Below are 16,417 nucleotides of genomic sequence, written 5' to 3' on the forward strand. Positions count from 1 at the left end.
AGTCCTGAGTCGAACTCAAATCCTGAAAACCCTGAAGATCAGCTCCCCTCCCCCTCGCCGTCTCCCAGCGTGAGAGGGAGCTGACCGAGTTGCCTGCGAGAAGTGCACCGACTTGCAAGTCCGGAGTCGAACTCAAATCCTGAAAACCCTGAAGATCTGCTCCCTTCCCCCTCGCCCCCTTGGGGGAGAGGGTTGGGGTGAGGGGGCGGGCTTTTGATCTTTGCCTTGGACGTGACCGTCCGTAACGCCATCGAAACTTTCCCGAACCGCCCGCAGTCATCAAAAGACAGCGGCAACACGAGGACTTTCGACGGGAGGGCGGCATGGCAACGATTCATATCGGTATTTCCGGCTGGCGCTACGAACCGTGGCGCGGGGACTTCTACCCCAAGGGACTGGCGCAGAAGCGCGAATTGCAGTTCGCCTCGCGGGCGGTCAACAGCATCGAAATCAATGGATCGTTCTACGCCCTGCAACGGCCAGAACGCTATGCGCAGTGGTACGCCGAAACCCCCGATGACTTCGTTTTCAGCGTCAAAGCCCCGCGTTTTATCACCCATATCCGCCGCTTGCGCGAGATCGAAAAACCGCTGGCGAACTTCTTCGCCTCGGGGGTTCTGGAGCTCAAGGAAAAACTGGGTCCGATCCTTTGGCAATTTCCGCCCAACTTCAAATTCGAGCCTGAGCGCTTCGAACATTTCCTCGCGCTACTGCCCCACGACACCGAAGCCGCCGCCACCCTCGCCCACAAGCACGATGCCCACCTGCACGGCCACGCGAGCCTGAAAGCCTGGCGTAAAAAACCGCTGCGCCACGCTGTGGAAATCCGCAACGACAGCTTCCTTGATCCCGACTTTGTGCGGCTATTGAAGCGCTACAACACCGCACTGGTGATCGCCGACACCGCCGATAAATGGCCGTACCGCGAAGACCTCACCAGCGACTTTGTCTACCTGCGCCTGCACGGCGCCGAAGAACTCTATGCCAGCGGCTACACCGCGCCAGCGCTCAAGCGCTGGGCCGAACGCATCGACGCCTGGCACCACGGCGAGCAACCAAAAGATGCCCATCTGATCGCGCCACGCTTGAAGCCACGCGCACGCAAATCCCGCGAAGTGTTCTGCTATTTCGACAACGACATCAAAGTCCGCGCGCCGTACGACGCCCGTGATCTGCTGCATCGTTTCGAATTGGATAAAGACCTCGCCACCACCCCCGGCGAACCCGCTGGCGAAGGAGTGTTGCCATGAGCATTCCAGAACCGGTCGGTTTCACCGATGAAGGCTGCGTGGTCGCGCCGTCAGTGCGCACGTTCACCGTGCTGACGGTCAATACCCACAAGGGTTTCACCGCGCTCAATCGACGCTTCATCCTGCCGGAACTGCGCGAAGCGGTGCGCAGCGTTGCCGCCGACGTGGTGTTTCTGCAGGAAGTCCACGGCACCCACGAGCACCATCCCAAGCACTACAGCAATTGGCCGACGATGCCGCAATACGAATTCCTCGCCGACAGCCTCTGGCCGCAATTCGCCTACGGGCGCAACGCCGTGTACCCGGAAGGCGATCACGGCAACGCGTTGCTGTCGAAATTCCAGATCATCCGTCACGACAACCTCGACGTGTCGATCAACGGCCACGAGAACCGCGGCCTTCTGCATTGCGTGCTGCGTCTGCCCGGTGACGGTACCGAAGTGCATGCGATCTGCGTGCATCTGGGCCTGCGCGAAAGTCATCGTAACGCTCAGCTGGATCTGCTCATGCAACGCTTGGCGCAATTGCCCGACGATGCGCCGGTGATCGTCGCCGGCGATTTCAACGATTGGCGCCAGCGCGCCGATGCCCAACTCAAACCCTGTGGCCTGCGCGAAGTATTTGCCGAGCAGCAGGGCAAACCGGCGCGCAGTTTTCCGGCGCGCCTGCCGACGCTGCGGCTTGATCGTATTTACGTGCGCAACCTCAAGGCCAGCCAGCCGAAAGTCCTGGCGAACCGACCCTGGTCGCACCTTTCCGACCATGTCCCGTTATCGGTGGAGATCGAACTATGAGCAGCGCGCCGCTGGAGAAATCCGCCGTGGAACCGATCGCCATCAACCCGCCGATACGCGAGCCCGGCCACGTTGATGTCGAGTACCGCTGGCAGGGCAATAATCGCGTCGAGTTGCTGGAAAATGGTGAGGAGTATTTCCCCCGCGTGTTCGAAGCGATGCGGGCGGCGAAGAGTGAAATCCTCCTCGAGACCTTTATCGTTTTCGAGGACAAGGTCGGTGCCGAGTTACAGGAGATTCTGATCGACGCTGCCCGGCGCGGTGTGCGCACCACCGTCAGCCTCGACGGCTTTGGTTGCGGCGAGTTGACCACCGGCTATCTCACCGCACTGAGCGAAGCCGGCGTGCATCTGCAAATCTTCGACCCGGCGCCGAAACGCCTCGGCATTCGTACCAACTGGTTCCGCCGCTTGCACCGCAAAATCGTCGTGGTCGACGGCATGGTCGCGTTCATCGGCGGGATCAATTTTTCCGGCGATCATCTGGCTGATTTCGGCCCTGAAGCCAAGCAGGATTATTCGGTGCAAGTGCAGGGGCCGGCAGTCGCCGACATCCATCATTTCGCCCTGCTGCAAAGTGGTCGGCCGGGCCGTGCGCGGTTCTGGTGGCAACGTCGGCGCCAGCGTCGCGCGGAGATGGCTTTCGATGACCACGACGGTCAGGTGCGTCTGGTGTTCCGTGATAACGACCAGCACCACTGCGATATTGAAGATGTGTATTTGCAGGTACTGCGCCGTGCCAAACGCCGGGTCGTGATCGCCAACGCCTACTTTTTTCCCGGTTACCGCTTGCTGCGTGAGATCCGCAACGCGGCGCGGCGCGGGGTCGAGGTGCGCCTGATTCTACAAGGTCAACCGGACATGCTGGTGGCCAAACTGGCGGCACGCATGACTTACGACTACCTGCTCAAGGCCGGTGTGCAGATTCACGAATATTGCCAGCGCCCGCTGCACGGCAAAGTCGCGCTGGTCGACGAAGAGTGGAGCACGGTCGGCTCAAGCAATCTCGACCCGCTGAGTCTGTCGCTGAACCTGGAAGCCAACGTGCTGATCCGCGACCGTGCCTTTAATCAGCATCTGTTCGAACGCCTCGAAGACCTCAGTCAAAACCATTGCAAAGCCATGGATGCCAGCAAGTCCCCGCGTGGACGCATCTGGCACATGACCGTGGGGTTTCTGGTGTTCCACTTTCTGCGGCATTTCCCGGCGATGGCCGGATGGTTGCCAGCGCATAAACCGCGGCTCAAGCCATTTCGAGGTGATCACTCATGAATCATTCCGAAGCGCATCCGGGCAGTCATTCGGCACCAGCGACTCAGTCGAAATGGAGTCGCTGGAAACGCCCGCTGACCCTGCTGTTTTTCCTTGCCCTGATCGTGTTGCTGACAATGTTCGCCACGCGCATCGAATGGGCTGAAGTGCTGCAAACCCTCGCCGACTTCAAGGTGCGGACACTGATCATCGCCGCCAGTCTGACCCTGCTGAGCTTTCTGGTATACGCCAGTTTCGACCTGATCGGCCGCACCTACATTCGTCAGGACCTGACCTGGAAACAGATTCTGCCGGTGGGCATCATCAGCTATGCGTTCAACCTGAATCTCAGCGCGTGGGTGGGCGGCATCGCCATGCGTTATCGGCTGTATTCGCGCCTTGGGGTGAGCAAAAGCAACATCGCGAAGATTCTCGGTTTGAGCCTGGCGACCAACTGGTTCGGCTACATGACCATCGCCGGTGCGGTGTTCAGCAGCGGACTGGTGAGCATGCCGCCGGGCTGGAAAGTCAGCAGCGATGCGCTGCAAGGCATTGGTGTTTTGTTATTACTGATCAGCGCCGGCTATCTCGCGGCGTGCCAGTTTTCCAAGCGCCGCGAATGGTCGATTCGCGGGGTGGAAATCAATCTGCCGTCGTTGCGCATGGCGGTCCTGCAACTGCTGCTGGGCGCGTTGAACTGGTCGCTGATGGCGGCGGTGATTTTCACTTTGCTGCCGAGCAAACTCGATTATCCGTTGGTGCTGGGCGTATTGTTGATCAGTGCGATTGCCGGGGTCATTACGCACATTCCGGCCGGGCTTGGGGTGTTGGAGGCGGTGTTCGTGGCACTGCTGCAACACGAGGCTTCGCGCGGCAGTCTGGTGGCGGGGTTGCTGGCGTATCGGGCGATTTATTTTCTGTTGCCGTTGTTGATTACGGTGGTGATGTATCTGGTGGTTGAAGCCAAGGCGAAGGCGCTGCGGATCGAGAAGAAACCTTCCTGATTTTTTGGATGAAGTGGATGGCCTCTTCGCGAGCAAGCTCGCTCCCACATTTGAAACGCGATCCCCTGTGGGAGCGAGCTTGCTCGCGAAGGCGTCCGAAAGAACACTGAAAGATCAAGCCGATTGAATGATGCTCAACCGCTCACCGACGACCATCTCGGTAATCCAGTCCACCAGAATCGAGGTATACGCCTGCTGCGACACCGGCTCGCTCAGCGCATGATCGGCGCCGTCGATAATCCTGTGCGTCAGTGAATGGGTCTGCTGGCACGCCGCGCGGTAACTCATGATCGCCGCGTGGGGCACGTAGTCATCGGTTTCCGATTCCACCAGCAACACATCGCCAGTGAATTGCGAACAGGCATGCAGCGCTCGATTGGTGTCTGCGCGCACCAGCGTGCTGCGGTAATCACGCAAATCCGCTTTATCGAGATCCCGTTTGGGCGTGTGCCATTGCTCATCGCGATACAGTGCCGGCACGCGCAACGCCAGCCAGCGCACCGGGCGCAGCGAAGTCAGGATCGAAGCCAGATAACCGCCATAACTGGTGCCGACCACGGCGATCGCCGAGGTGTCGAGCGCCGGATGCGCGAGCAAGCGGTCATACGCCGCAAGCAAATCACGCAGGTTGTCTTCGCGGGTGACGCGAGTCAGCGGGATGCCGGTACCGCCGGTGTGTCCGCGCAAGTCGAAGGTCAGGCACACACAGCCGAGACCGGCGATGCCTTTGGCGCGTTCAAGGTCCCGTTCCTGACTGCCGCCCCAACCGTGCACAAACAACACCCCCGGGACTTTCGATTTGGGACTGAGAAATGTCCCGCTCATCTGTTCATCATCAATGTCGATTTGAATGCTTTCGCTTCTAGCCGTCATAGGATTTGACCGTTACGTATTTGAGGAGAAATTCGCTGTTCTCAGCCGGGCCGCGATAGACCTCGATGGCGTCCGCCGGCAGCGGCTGATCGATGTAGGTTTCCACCGAAGACACACGAATCGCGCGCATACCCGGATCGTTGACGAAACTTTGCAGTGCCGCGACCTCAGCGCTGCTGGCGCCGCCCATACGCCACGATTGTTCGAGTACACCGCTGCGGGATTTACCGTTGCTGTCCAGGCCCTGGGCGATGTCGTAATTGCGTCGCGAAGCGTAAAAACGCGGATAGGCTTCGTTCGCCGCACTGTCAAAAACCTGCGCCTGCTCAATGGCCAGACGCACATCGTCGGGAAGGTCCAGCGTCAGCAGTTCGTCATACCCCCCCTGCACCACCAGCAGATTCGAGCCGCCATAAACCTCTTCGCCGTGAGCATCCTTGGTCAAGTATTGATCACCGCAGTAACTCAGTACTTTATCGCCGATGAACGACTGGCCGACGCTGTGGGTGATGACATCGCTCAGGTCCTGTTCCAGCACAACCCCCTCGCTGAACTGCTTTTCAATGTCAGGGCGGGCAAGGATTTCGTCGAAGGCGTCGAGGCTTTTGATCACTTCCTGGCCACGACCGGCGCAAGCGTGAACCGGCTTCAGGCGTATCGGACCGCCGTACAGCAAGTGTTCGGCAGCGGGTCGTGCATCTTCCAACGCAAACACGCTGAGACCGTCGAGCACCACATCGCGCGTTTGCTCGGAAAATAATGGCGACCAGCCTGGCGGCGCGTAGGCCAGATGACTGCGCAAACCGTGGCTGATGGCTTTGGTGCAGATGAAATCGTGCTCGACAAAGCCACCCCACAAATCGTCAGGGCCTGTGATACCGAGTTGATGAGCGCAGGCAGTGCCGACAATGGTTTGCGTCGGTAGCAGATACAGATCACGGCCGCGATGTTTGTCCGGATCGTAACTGCCGCCGAATTTGCATCCGAGAATCTGCGCCAGCCATCGTGCCAGCGCCTTGTTGGTCTGTACTTCATGTTGCGGCGCGTCGGCGCGCACCGAATGGGCGACGACGATTTTCTTGCGAGGTGTCGGGGTCATGCGTCCCCCTTCCATCGGTTCGATGACTGTAGCGGTGAGAGGTGCAGAGATCAGGCCAACGGCCGCCCCACAAAAAAACTCTGAAAATCAGAAACTTGCCAGAAACGTGCTGGCACCACGCCTGTTTCAATCTGCACGACAGCGCGCAAAACCCCGTCAAATTGCACGATCCCGAACCTTGTGCGGTCTCTTGTAGGAGTGAGCCTGCTCGCGATAGCGGTGGTTCAGTCACCTCACGGTTTTCTGACAGATTGCTATCGCGAGCAGGCTCACTCCTACATTAGATGTTCGTTGCTTTCGGGATCGGGGACACACCAAACCGCGCCCGATAATCACTCGGCGCCAGCCCGGTGATCCTCTTGAAGATCGCGCGAAATGCGCCCGGATCCTGATAGCCTACCGTCCACGCAATGTGATCTATCGTGCCATTGCTGAATTCGAGCATTTCCCGCGCCTTGCCCACCCGCAGATGTTGGCAGTACTCGGTCGGTTTCAACCCGCTCGCCGCGCGGAACCGCCGCAGAAAGGTGCGTTCCTCCAACCCGGCCCGCTCCGCCATCGCCGTCAGCGAAACATCCGCCGCACCGGTGCTTTGCAGCCAGTGCTGCACCTTGAGAATCGCCGCATCGCCATGACCGAGAATCGGCGCAAAGTTGCTGCCGCACTCACTGGCGCTGTCACTGTGCTCTATCACCAGAAATCGCGCGGTGCCGGTGGCAATGCTCGGCCCGAGCAACCTGTCGACCAGGCGTAATCCCAGTTCCGACCAAGCCATCAATCCGGCCGTGGTGATCAAGTCGCCGTCGTCGACAATCGGGGTATCCGCCTTGAGTTTGATCGTCGGATAACGCTCGGCAAAGGCCTTGGCCGAAGTCCAATGGGTAGTGGCGCTACGGCCGTCGAGCAGACCGCTTTCAGCCAACATCAGCGAGCCTACGCAAACCCCGCCCAGCGTCGCCCCGTGCGCATGCTGATCGCGCAACCATTGCGCCAGACTGACCGGCATTTGCGCCGCCGAAAACCCGCCGATCGATGGCGGAATCAGCACCGCCAGCAAAGCGCTGTCGTCACCCGCATGACTGGCGTAAGTGCGCGTCGGCGGCTGATCACCTTCGACCTGCCAATGACTCACGCGCAGCACCGGCAATTGCGCAGCCTGATGCTCGGCGGCAATCCGGTTGGCCACCGCGAACAGATCCGTCAGACCATGCACCGCCGCCATTTGCGCACCGGGGTAAATCAACACGCCCAGTTCAGCAAAAGCGGCCCTTTCTGCGCCCATTGTCAGTTTTCCCCTGTCTATTGTCGGTGCGGCCAATCCCCGAATCGCTGGTCAGCGCCAATACTGAAGCCACTTCCAGCCAATACATCGAGGACACACCCATGGCCAAGCAAGCGCTCATCGTAGTCGATATCCAGAACGACTACTTCCCCCAAGGCAAGTGGCCGCTGGCAGGTGCCGACGCCGCCGCCGACAACGCCGCCCGGCTGATCGCTGCGTTCCGCGAGGCCGGCGATTCGGTGGTGCACATTCGTCATGAGTTCACCTCAGCGGATGCGCCGTTTTTCGCCCCGGGATCGGACGGTGCCAAGCTGCATCCGAAGGTGTTGAATCGCGCCGATGAACCGGTAGTGCTCAAGCATTTCGTCAACTCGTTCCGCGAAACCGAACTGCAAGCGATCCTTGATGAACAAGGCATCAAGGAAGTGGTAGTCGTCGGCAGCATGAGCCACATGTGTGTTGATGGCATTACCCGTGCGGCGGCGGATTTGGGCTATACCGTCACGGTGATTCATGATGCCTGCGCCAGCCGCGATCTTGACTTCAATGGTCTTACGGTGCCGGCGGCCCACGTCCACGCCGCCTTCATGTCGGCGCTGGGATTCGCCTACGCCAGTGTGGTCTCCACCGACGAATTCCTCGCCGCCAATCGCTGAGTCATATTTTGCAAAAATAACCGGCCCGCCCTGTTGCGGGCCTTTTTTCGTCTGTCATAAAAATCTCACGCGTGAGCCATTGATGGCATTTTGAATTGGTTGTAGTGTGGCTCACGCGTGAGATGTTCATAACCGAGCCATTGCCATGAAAACCCGTTCCCCCACAGCGAAATCAGAGAGCCCGAAGGGAGAGCGCGCGAAACCGTCGGCGAAAAAACCGTCGAGCTTCTATATGAAGCAAATGCGCGCGGGCCTGGCCGCTGCCGGTTATGTGAAACACGAAACTTGGGTGCTTCCCGAAAACCGAAGCTTGCTCAAGCAAATGGAGCAACAGCTACGCCAACCGATTCTGGCTGGCTCTTTCATGTCGGAGAATTACATGAGCGCAGGCAACAACTGGACCATCGATAGCCTCTTCAACGCCCTCAAGGCCCTGGACGAGGTGGCTTCGCAAGAGATTACGCTGTCGCTGATCCAGAGCTCCGAACCCAGCATCAAGCTGGAAATGAACGAATTCGGCGGTCTGCCGATTCACATCGCCCTGGCCGGCCAGCAGATCATCGTCGACACCGTGCTGGTGGACATCGATTCGATCAGCGACGTGCGCGCCTTCAACGATGCCGTGCTGCGCAGCCGGGAAATGTTCCCTCTGTCGTCGATCGGTATCGAGTCGATGCCGAACGGGCAGACCGTTTACAACATGTTTGGCGCCCTCAGCGCCGACTCGAGCCTGACCAACGTGGTAACCGAGGTGAAAACCCTGGTCGACAACGTGCAGCGCGCAAGCGAAGCCTTCGAACACTTCTTCAAGTAATCAACAGGGAATATCCAATGACTCAGTCCATCTGGAGCAAGTTGTTCACCGCACTGCGCGGCGGCGCCAATGAAGTCGGCGAAGCGATCGCTGACCAACAGGCCCTGCGCATCCTCGACCAGGAAATTCGCGATGCCGACAGCGCGCTGTCGAACGCCCGTCGCGAACTGGTCACCATCATGGCCAAGCACAAACTGGCCGCCGACCGCGTGAGCGAGTACGACGCCAAGATCAAGGATCTTGAAGCCAAAGCCGTCTCGGCGCTGAATGCCGGCCGTGAAGACCTGGCGCTGGAAGTGGCCGAAGCGATTTCGACCCTGACCAACGAGCTGGATGTTGAGAAAAAGCAGAGCGACGAATTCGGCACCTACGCCGAAAACATGCGCAAAGACATCAGCAAAGCCGAGTCGCGGATCAAGAGCCTGCGCCAGCAAGTGGACATGGCCAAGGCCCGTGAAAGCGTGCAGAAAGCCCAGGTCAGCGCTTCCATCGCCAGCGGCGGCGCCAATGGCAAACTGGAAACCGCCGTCGGTACGTTGAACCGCCTGCAAGCCAAGCAGCAGCAACGCGCGGCTGAACTCAGCGCTGCGGACGAGCTGGCTGACGCCTCGACCGGCAACGACCTGGAACGCAAACTGCGCGACGCCGGCATTACGCCGAACGAAGGCAGCGCCAACGCGATTCTTGAGCGTCTGAAGCAAAAGTCCTCGCAGTAACGCTGGGCAAAAAAACTGTGGGAGCGAGCCTGCTCGCGAAAGCGTCGTATCAGTCGACATCAATGTTGACTGGTACGCCCTCTTCGCGAGCAAGCTCGCTCCCACATGGTTTGTGGCGTAAAAATCCTTCTGCTCGTTCACCGGTTCGCCCGGTACACTAGCGACGTTTTTTTCGCCGACGAACACTTCCACCCGCTTCAAGGAACGTACCCATGGGATGGTTTAAAGACTTGCTGGGCACCAGCAACTGGCAGACCGCTGCGCCAACACCGACCGTTGCCAGTGGCCCACTCGGCATGGCTCAGGGCAAGGCTGTCAGGTTCGATACGACGCTGGCGCTGTTGCTCGACGGTTCGACCACGGTGCGCGTGCCCTTTGACCAGGCGATCTGGAGCCACGGTTGGGTCGACCTCGGCCAGTCGAACAAACTGCACCGCTATTACATGAATGACGAGGATTTCTGGCTGCAGATCCACGTCACCGGTGACGATCAGATAGAATCGGTCACCCTGTTCAACTACCTCAGTTACGTGACCGTCAACAGTGACGCCGAACTGCAGCGCCTGGCCGGCCCCAATAGCTCGATCGGTCTGCCGACCTACACCCACGAAGGTGTCGAATACACCCGCGAGTGGGGCACTGAGCAAGGCCAGACCGAACTGGTGCCGATGACCGAACAGGTGGTCAATCCGGACGAGAGCTACACCATCGAACATCACTCCATGCTTTATGCACGCGAGACCGGCCTGACCGATCGCCGCGAATTGCTGCTGTTCTCCGTCGAACAGGACGAAGAAGGCACCGTCAGCCTGAGCACCTCGCTCGGCATCTCGCTGTACACGACAGATCTGAGCACCATTTAAAAAAGGAAGTTTTTCATGCTGGAAGTGCTGGCCGTTTCCCTGAACAAAACCGCGCTGGTCGGTTTCGTCGTCTACCTCATCGGCGCCGTGCTGCTGTTCATGCTGTTTCAATTCGTCTACACGCGCATCACGCCGCACAAGGAATTCGAGCTGATTCGCTCCGGCAACGTAGCCGCCGCCATCGCCTTGGCCGGCGCGATCATCGGCTTCGCGATTCCGGCCAGTAACGTGATTGCGTTTTCGGTGAACGTCCTCGACTTCGTACTGTGGGCAGTGATTGCCGCCGTCGTGCAACTGCTGGCGTTTCTCGCCACGGGCCTGGTGCTCAAAGGCACGTCCCAGCGCATTGCCAACGGTGAAATCGCCTCTGGCATCTACGTTGCGGCGGTCGCGATCAGCGTCGGCATGCTCAACGCCGCGTGCATGACACCGTCCAACTGATCGGCAGGAAGCCTTAGATGAAACGCAGTAAATACGTTCAGTTGTCCCTCGCTGCCTCGGTGGCCATGGCCATTTCCGGCCAAGTGACAGCCGCGGATCAACCGCGCAATTTCCAGAACGTGGAACAGTGCGTCGACGCCGAAGTGGCTGTCGATGTCTGCTCCAACGCCTACGTCGCCGCCCTGACCGAACACCGGCGCATCGCCCCGGTGTACGACGACAAGGCCAAGTGCGATGCGGACTTTGCCGCCGATTGGTGTCAGAAGAATTCCGCCGGCCGCTTCGTGCCGAAACTTGGCGGCTTCAAAGTGCCGCAGGAAGGAGAGCCGGCGCAAAACCTCGACGCCATCGCCAATGCCCAAATGCCCGCTGGTAATGCAACGGCGCAGAATGTGCAAAGCACCTCGCACGTCTCCAGCAGTGGTGGCGGCGGCGGTGGCGGAAATGGCTGGCTGACCGGTTGGCTGATCGGCAACGCCATGAGCAACAACGCCGAACGCACGGTTTACCGCGATCGCGAAACGCGCCAGCCGTACAACACCTCGACGCAGTACCGCAGAACCGAAACCACGACGCGCAGCCAACCCGATTACGAGAGCAGCAAAAGCAAATCGGTCAACGTTGCCTCCTCGACTTCACGCGGCGGTTTCGGCAGCCAGTCGAGCGCACGTAGCGGCTGGGGTGGTTGGGGCAGCAGTTCCGGTCGTTCGAGCAGCTGACGATGAAGAAGATCCTCTGCGCCGAGCGGCCGGACTGGAAACAGACCGCAGAAAGCCTCGGCTTCATGTTCCACACCATCGACGATGAACCGTACTGGGACGAAAGCGCCTACTACCAGTTCACGCTCGCGCAAATCGAAAACGATCTTGAGGACCCGACCACCGAACTGCACGAGATGTGCATGGACCTGGTCGACCGCGTGGTCAACAGTGAAGAGCTGCTGGATCGCTTGAGCATCCCGGCGCCGTACTACGACATGATCCGCACGTCCTGGCGCGAAGGTCATCCGCATCTGTACGGGCGCATGGACTTTTCCTACAGCGGCAACGGCCCGGCAAAACTGTTGGAGCTCAACTACGACACACCAACCAGTCTTTATGAAGCGGCGGCGTTCCAGTGGGGCTGGCTGGAGCAGTGCATCGAGCGTGGCACGCTGCCGCGTCGTGCCGACCAGTTCAACAGCATCGACACCCAGCTGCATAAGGCCTTCGCCGAGTTACAGCTGAAGCGGCCGTTCTACTTCGCCTCGATGAAAGATTCGGTTGAAGACAAGGGCACCACGGATTACCTGCGGTTGATCGCCGAGAAGGTCGGCATCGAATCACGGCACATCGATATTGAAGACATCGGTTTGACGGCTGAAGGGCGTTTCGTCGACCTGGAAGATCGCTGGATCCCGCACCTGTTCAAGCTGCATGCCTGGGAATTCATCTTCCACGAGCCTTTCGGCGCGGCGATTGCCGAGTGCGATACGCAGTTTTTCGAACCGGCGTGGAAGGCGATTCTGTCGAACAAGGGCGCGTTGCCGTTGTTGTGGGAGTTGCACAAGGGCCATCCGAATCTGCTGGCGGCCCATCTCGACCCGAATCCGGCCAGCGCAGTGCCCAAGGGTTGGGTACGCAAGCCGTACTTTTCCCGGGAAGGCGCCAACATTGAGCTGCAAACGGCTGACGGCCTGACCGTCAAAGAGGACGGCCCCTACACTGATGCGCCGTTTATCCTGCAGGAATTTGCGCCGCTGCCAAAGTTTGGCGACAGCTACACGCTCATTGGCTCTTGGGTGATCGGCGATCAGGCTGCAGGGATTGGGGTGCGGGAAGACAACAGTCTGATCACCAAGGATTCGAGCCGCTTCCTGCCGCACCTGATCCTCGACTGACTTGCTCGACAGATGCCTGCCCGGCAATAAAAAACCGCAGCGTTTGCGCGCTGCGGTTTTTTCGTTTTTGCCTCAGGTTAGGCAATGTCCACCGAGCGGGCCGGCGTTTCCACGGCTGGCTTTTCCCGTGCCGTTTCAGCCACGCCGACGCCAGCCATTCTGCGCCGGGCGATCTCTGCCCCACGGCGCCGCAATGGCGTTTCGACGAAGCGGAAATTGAGTTCACTGCACACGACCATGATCACCAGCGAGGTCAGCAGCAGCTCCACCGTGAAGGCAGCGCCCAGCTCCACGTCTCTGCTGGCGGCAATGCGCGTCCAGATCTCGGTGCTCAGATGGTAGGCAAAGATGTGCACGACGTATAACGCGTAAGAGCGCGAACCGAGCCACTGGAAAAGACCATTGAGCAGCGCCGGGCAGTAGATGTAGCCCTTCTGATAGCTGGCGAGCCAGACAATGATCAACGCCGTGATCGCGATCAGACCAACGGCAATCGGCGCCATGATCATCTGACCGGCGATCGCACCCATCATGTACAGAAGGAACAACGTGATGGCCAGCCGCTTGAACCTGCTGCCGCCAAGCCCGACAGGCTCAATATCCTTGTACAACGAGGTGCGGGTGAACAGGCAAAGCAGAATTCCCCACATCATCGCGTCCAGGCGGAACGAGAAAAGCATCGGCGCGGGAGGGGCGGCGAAGGTATCGCGATTGAACGGAAATTGCGCCGCGATCAGCACGATCAGAATCATCACGCGCCAGCGGGGCGACGTCACCAGCAGCAGGAACAACGGAAAGATGAAGTAGAACTGCTCTTCCAGCGCCAGGCTCCAATACACCGAGTTCGGCCCCAACAGCACACCGTACTGATTCGCCAGGTTGCCGGAGAATGTCGCCACGGCGGTGAAACTGCGCAAGTTCTCGTACCAGGACTGGAACGCATTCGACTGGTTGAAAAAGATCGAGAACGCCAGCGGTATCAACACCCACAGCCAGGCTGTCGGCAACAGACGGTAGGCACGCCGGATCCAGAAGGAGGTTGCCGCAAGGCCAAAGCGGTTCTGCTCGCGGTTTTTATCGAAGTAATCGAGATACGCCTTGCTGACGACGAAACCGGAAATACAGAAAAACAGATCAACGCCGGTCCATGGTGCATACACATTGAACACCTTCAACAGGTACAGACCGAAGAACGGCAGCAACTGAGGGAGATGGGCAAAGATGGTCATGAGAATGGCCACTCCTCGCAGAAACTCAATTTCCTTGTTTTTACTACTGCTCATCGGTTTCTCTTGTTTTTGTGAGTGAACAGGCGCTGATCGTCGCGCAATCTGTTACTGAGAAGATCGGCCGGTTCTCCAGCCGCCGGCGCCGATCATGGAATGGCTTGCGATGGCGTTCAAGAGTCTTCGGCAAACTTTACCGGCACGCGCTGCAGCGCGAAGATTCGCTTTATGTTTCGCCAAAACGACGAAACCCCCGCAATGCGGGGGTTTCGAGCCTAAACCAGGTGATGGTTCAGGGACAAATCAGAACGGGATGTCGTCATCGAAGCTGTCGAAATCCGGAGCCGGTTGCGGTGCGGCCTGCTGTGGAGCCGGGGCCGAACGCTGCTGCGGAGCCGACTGCTGCGGACGCGGCGCCTGCTGGCGTGGAGCCGGGGCCGACTGCTGGTAGTTGTTGCCACCGCCTTGTTGGTCGCCCTGTTGAGGACGGCCGCCGAGCAGTTGCATGGTGCCTTGCATGTCGACCACGATTTCAGTGGTGTAACGCTTGATACCGTCTTTTTCCCACTCGCGGGTCTGCAGCTTGCCTTCGATGTAAACCTGCGAACCCTTGCGCAGGTATTCGCCGGCGATTTCGGCAACCTTGCCGAACATCGAAACACGGTGCCACTCGGTCTTCTCGACCTTCTGACCGGTTTGCTTGTCGGTCCATTGTTCGCTGGTGGCCAGACTCAGGTTGGTCACGGCGTTACCGTTAGGCAGGTAGCGAACTTCGGGATCCTGGCCGCAAGTGCCGACCAATATGACTTTGTTAACCCCACGGGCCATAACGTTCTCCTAGGCTTCGCAAGCAGCCCCGGCCGGGTTGTTCACCAGGCGTTCGAGGGTGTCGCGATCCACTAATTCTTTGTCCAGTTTGATGTAAACAGCCGCTTCGTCAGCAACTATCACTGCATCGGTTACCCCTACGAGGGCCTTGAGGCGCTCGACCAGACCCGCTTCGCGGATCGCCTCGGGCGACAACGGCAAGCGCAGGCTCGTCACGTAGGGAGGTTCACGCATGGTAACAGCAAAGGCCAACCAAAGTGCAGCCAGCCCGGCACATCCAAGGAACACAACCGACAGACCGCCATGCTGAAACAACCAGCCGCCGAGTATGCCGCCGAGTGCCGAACCGAGGAACTGGCTGGTGGAATACACGCCCATGGCCGTGCCCTTCCCGCCTGCCGGTGAAACCTTGCTGATCAGCGACGGTAATGAAGCCTCCAGCAGATTGAACGCGGTAAAGAACACCACCGTACCGATCACCAGAGCCCGCAAGCTATCGCCGAACTGCCAGAAGAATAGCTCAGTCAGCATCAGCGTCAGGACCGCGCCGAGCAAAACTCGTTTCATTTTGCGTTTCTTCTCGCCATAGATGATGAACGGGATCATGGCGAAGAACGAAATCAGCAACGCAGTGAGATAGACCCACCAGTGCTGTTCCTTGGGCAAGCCGGCTTTTTCCACCAGAGCCAGGGGCAACGCGACGAAGCTCGACATCAACATGGCATGTAACACAAAGATGCCCAGATCGAGGCGCAGCAGGTCTGGATGCTTGAGCGTCGGCATCAAGGCCTGACGCGCCACGCCGGACTCGCGGTGAGTCAGCGGTCCAGTGGACTTGGGCACCATGAACATCACGATCACGATCCCCACCAATGCCATGCCGCCGGTGGCGAGAAACAATCCAGAAAGACCGAAAGCACGGGTCAGCAGCGGCCCGACGACCATGGCCACGGCAAACGACAGACCGATCGTCATCCCGATCATGGCCATCGCTTTGGTGCGATGCTGTTCGCGGGTGAGGTCGGAAAGTAGCGCCATGACCGCTGCGGAAATGGCCCCGGCACCTTGCAGGATCCGCCCGGCGATAACACCCCAGATCGAGTCCGCCTGAGAGGCCAGCACGCTGCCAAGGGCGAAGACGATCAGTCCGAGGTAAATCACCGGACGACGGCCAATGCGGTCGGAAATGATTCCGAACGGAATCTGGAAAATCGCTTGGGTCAAGCCGTAAGCGCCGATTGCCAACCCGATCAGCGCCGGGGTCGCGCCTGCCAGATCCATGCCGTAGGTCGCCAGTACCGGCAACACCATAAACATGCCCAGCATACGGAAGGCGAACACCAGGGCCAGACCGCTCGCCGCGCGGGTCTCGCTGCCACTCATGCGTTCGCTGTGGGGATCGTGCATGGAAAAACCTCGTGTGAACCGGCGGCGATTCTACC

General features: G+C 59.3%; 17 protein-coding genes. 11 read left to right on the forward strand and 6 right to left on the reverse strand.

From position 1 onward, the window contains the following. Positions 1 to 323: 323 nt before the first annotated feature. The 4 genes from ACWR1S_RS23790 to ACWR1S_RS23805 are packed head-to-tail and all read left to right on the forward strand — an operon-like array spanning position 324 to position 4,298. Complete coding sequence (locus tag ACWR1S_RS23790) at positions 324 to 1,250, forward strand: DUF72 domain-containing protein (RefSeq protein WP_454565228.1); 927 nt, start codon at positions 324 to 326, stop codon at positions 1,248 to 1,250. Further along, positions 1,247 to 2,044, forward strand: coding sequence for an endonuclease/exonuclease/phosphatase family protein (locus tag ACWR1S_RS23795; protein WP_454565229.1), 798 nt, complete (start codon positions 1,247 to 1,249; stop codon positions 2,042 to 2,044). Before ACWR1S_RS23790 ends, ACWR1S_RS23795 begins: the two co-directional genes overlap by 4 nt. Continuing rightward, complete coding sequence (gene clsB / locus ACWR1S_RS23800; RefSeq protein ID WP_454565230.1) at positions 2,041 to 3,315, forward strand: cardiolipin synthase ClsB; 1,275 nt, start codon at positions 2,041 to 2,043, stop codon at positions 3,313 to 3,315. Before ACWR1S_RS23795 ends, clsB begins: the two co-directional genes overlap by 4 nt. Next, positions 3,312 to 4,298 (forward strand): lysylphosphatidylglycerol synthase domain-containing protein, encoded by a 987-nt coding sequence (locus tag ACWR1S_RS23805; protein ID WP_454565231.1) that lies wholly within the window; start codon positions 3,312 to 3,314, stop codon positions 4,296 to 4,298. The genes clsB and ACWR1S_RS23805 overlap by 4 nt, the downstream gene beginning before the upstream one ends. 114 nt (positions 4,299 to 4,412) lie before the next feature. Here ACWR1S_RS23805 and ACWR1S_RS23810 read toward each other — a convergent pair whose 3' ends face one another. The 3 genes from ACWR1S_RS23810 to ACWR1S_RS23820 form a co-directional block, all read right to left on the reverse strand. Then, positions 4,413 to 5,171 (reverse strand): alpha/beta hydrolase family protein, encoded by a 759-nt coding sequence (locus ACWR1S_RS23810; RefSeq protein ID WP_454565232.1) that lies wholly within the window; start codon positions 5,169 to 5,171, stop codon positions 4,413 to 4,415. Further along, a complete protein-coding gene (locus ACWR1S_RS23815) occupies positions 5,161 to 6,270 on the reverse strand; it encodes a DUF3182 family protein (protein WP_454565233.1) in 1,110 nt (369 codons plus the stop codon). The genes ACWR1S_RS23810 and ACWR1S_RS23815 overlap by 11 nt, the downstream gene beginning before the upstream one ends. A 280-nt stretch (positions 6,271 to 6,550) precedes the next feature. Beyond that, a complete protein-coding gene (locus tag ACWR1S_RS23820; protein ID WP_454565234.1) occupies positions 6,551 to 7,552 on the reverse strand; it encodes a GlxA family transcriptional regulator in 1,002 nt (333 codons plus the stop codon). 101 nt (positions 7,553 to 7,653) lie between these two features. Here ACWR1S_RS23820 and ACWR1S_RS23825 point away from each other — a divergent pair, with 101 nt between their 5' ends. The 7 genes from ACWR1S_RS23825 (at position 7,654) to ACWR1S_RS23855 (ending at position 12,921) form a co-directional block, all read left to right on the forward strand. Beyond that, positions 7,654 to 8,208 carry a cysteine hydrolase family protein gene (locus ACWR1S_RS23825; protein WP_454565235.1) on the forward strand — a complete coding sequence of 185 codons (555 nt, stop codon included), beginning with the start codon at positions 7,654 to 7,656 and terminating at the stop codon, positions 8,206 to 8,208. 232 nt (positions 8,209 to 8,440) lie between these two features. After that, on the forward strand, positions 8,441 to 9,022 hold the full coding sequence (locus ACWR1S_RS23830; protein WP_253756885.1) for a YjfI family protein: 582 nt from the start codon (positions 8,441 to 8,443) through the stop codon (positions 9,020 to 9,022). 17 nt (positions 9,023 to 9,039) lie between these two features. Continuing rightward, on the forward strand, positions 9,040 to 9,738 hold the full coding sequence (locus tag ACWR1S_RS23835; RefSeq protein ID WP_016983574.1) for a PspA/IM30 family protein: 699 nt from the start codon (positions 9,040 to 9,042) through the stop codon (positions 9,736 to 9,738). Between the two features lie 212 nt (positions 9,739 to 9,950). Beyond that, positions 9,951 to 10,601 (forward strand): DUF2491 family protein, encoded by a 651-nt coding sequence (locus ACWR1S_RS23840; protein ID WP_242206875.1) that lies wholly within the window; start codon positions 9,951 to 9,953, stop codon positions 10,599 to 10,601. A gap of 15 nt (positions 10,602 to 10,616) precedes the next feature. After that, positions 10,617 to 11,042, forward strand: a complete 426-nt coding sequence (locus ACWR1S_RS23845; protein WP_016983572.1) for a DUF350 domain-containing protein — start codon at positions 10,617 to 10,619, stop codon at positions 11,040 to 11,042. Positions 11,043 to 11,059: 17 nt separating this feature from the next. Next, positions 11,060 to 11,761, forward strand: a complete 702-nt coding sequence (locus tag ACWR1S_RS23850) for a DUF1190 domain-containing protein (RefSeq protein WP_454565236.1) — start codon at positions 11,060 to 11,062, stop codon at positions 11,759 to 11,761. Between the two features lie 2 nt (positions 11,762 to 11,763). Further along, positions 11,764 to 12,921 (forward strand): glutathionylspermidine synthase family protein, encoded by a 1,158-nt coding sequence (locus tag ACWR1S_RS23855; protein ID WP_454565237.1) that lies wholly within the window; start codon positions 11,764 to 11,766, stop codon positions 12,919 to 12,921. Between the two features lie 77 nt (positions 12,922 to 12,998). Here the strand turns inward: ACWR1S_RS23855 and ACWR1S_RS23860 are convergent, their stop codons facing one another. The 3 genes from ACWR1S_RS23860 to ACWR1S_RS23870 all read right to left on the reverse strand — a co-directional run bounded on the left by ACWR1S_RS23860 (position 12,999) and on the right by ACWR1S_RS23870 (position 16,382). Continuing rightward, positions 12,999 to 14,204, reverse strand: a complete 1,206-nt coding sequence (locus tag ACWR1S_RS23860) for an acyltransferase family protein (protein WP_454565238.1) — start codon at positions 14,202 to 14,204, stop codon at positions 12,999 to 13,001. Between the two features lie 246 nt (positions 14,205 to 14,450). Further along, positions 14,451 to 14,975, reverse strand: coding sequence for a single-stranded DNA-binding protein (locus ACWR1S_RS23865; RefSeq protein WP_008081898.1), 525 nt, complete (start codon positions 14,973 to 14,975; stop codon positions 14,451 to 14,453). 9 nt (positions 14,976 to 14,984) lie between these two features. Further along, a complete protein-coding gene (locus ACWR1S_RS23870; RefSeq protein ID WP_397484301.1) occupies positions 14,985 to 16,382 on the reverse strand; it encodes an MFS transporter in 1,398 nt (465 codons plus the stop codon). Positions 16,383 to 16,417: the final 35 nt, after the last annotated feature.

This window comes from Pseudomonas sp. AIG (assembly GCF_977020205.1).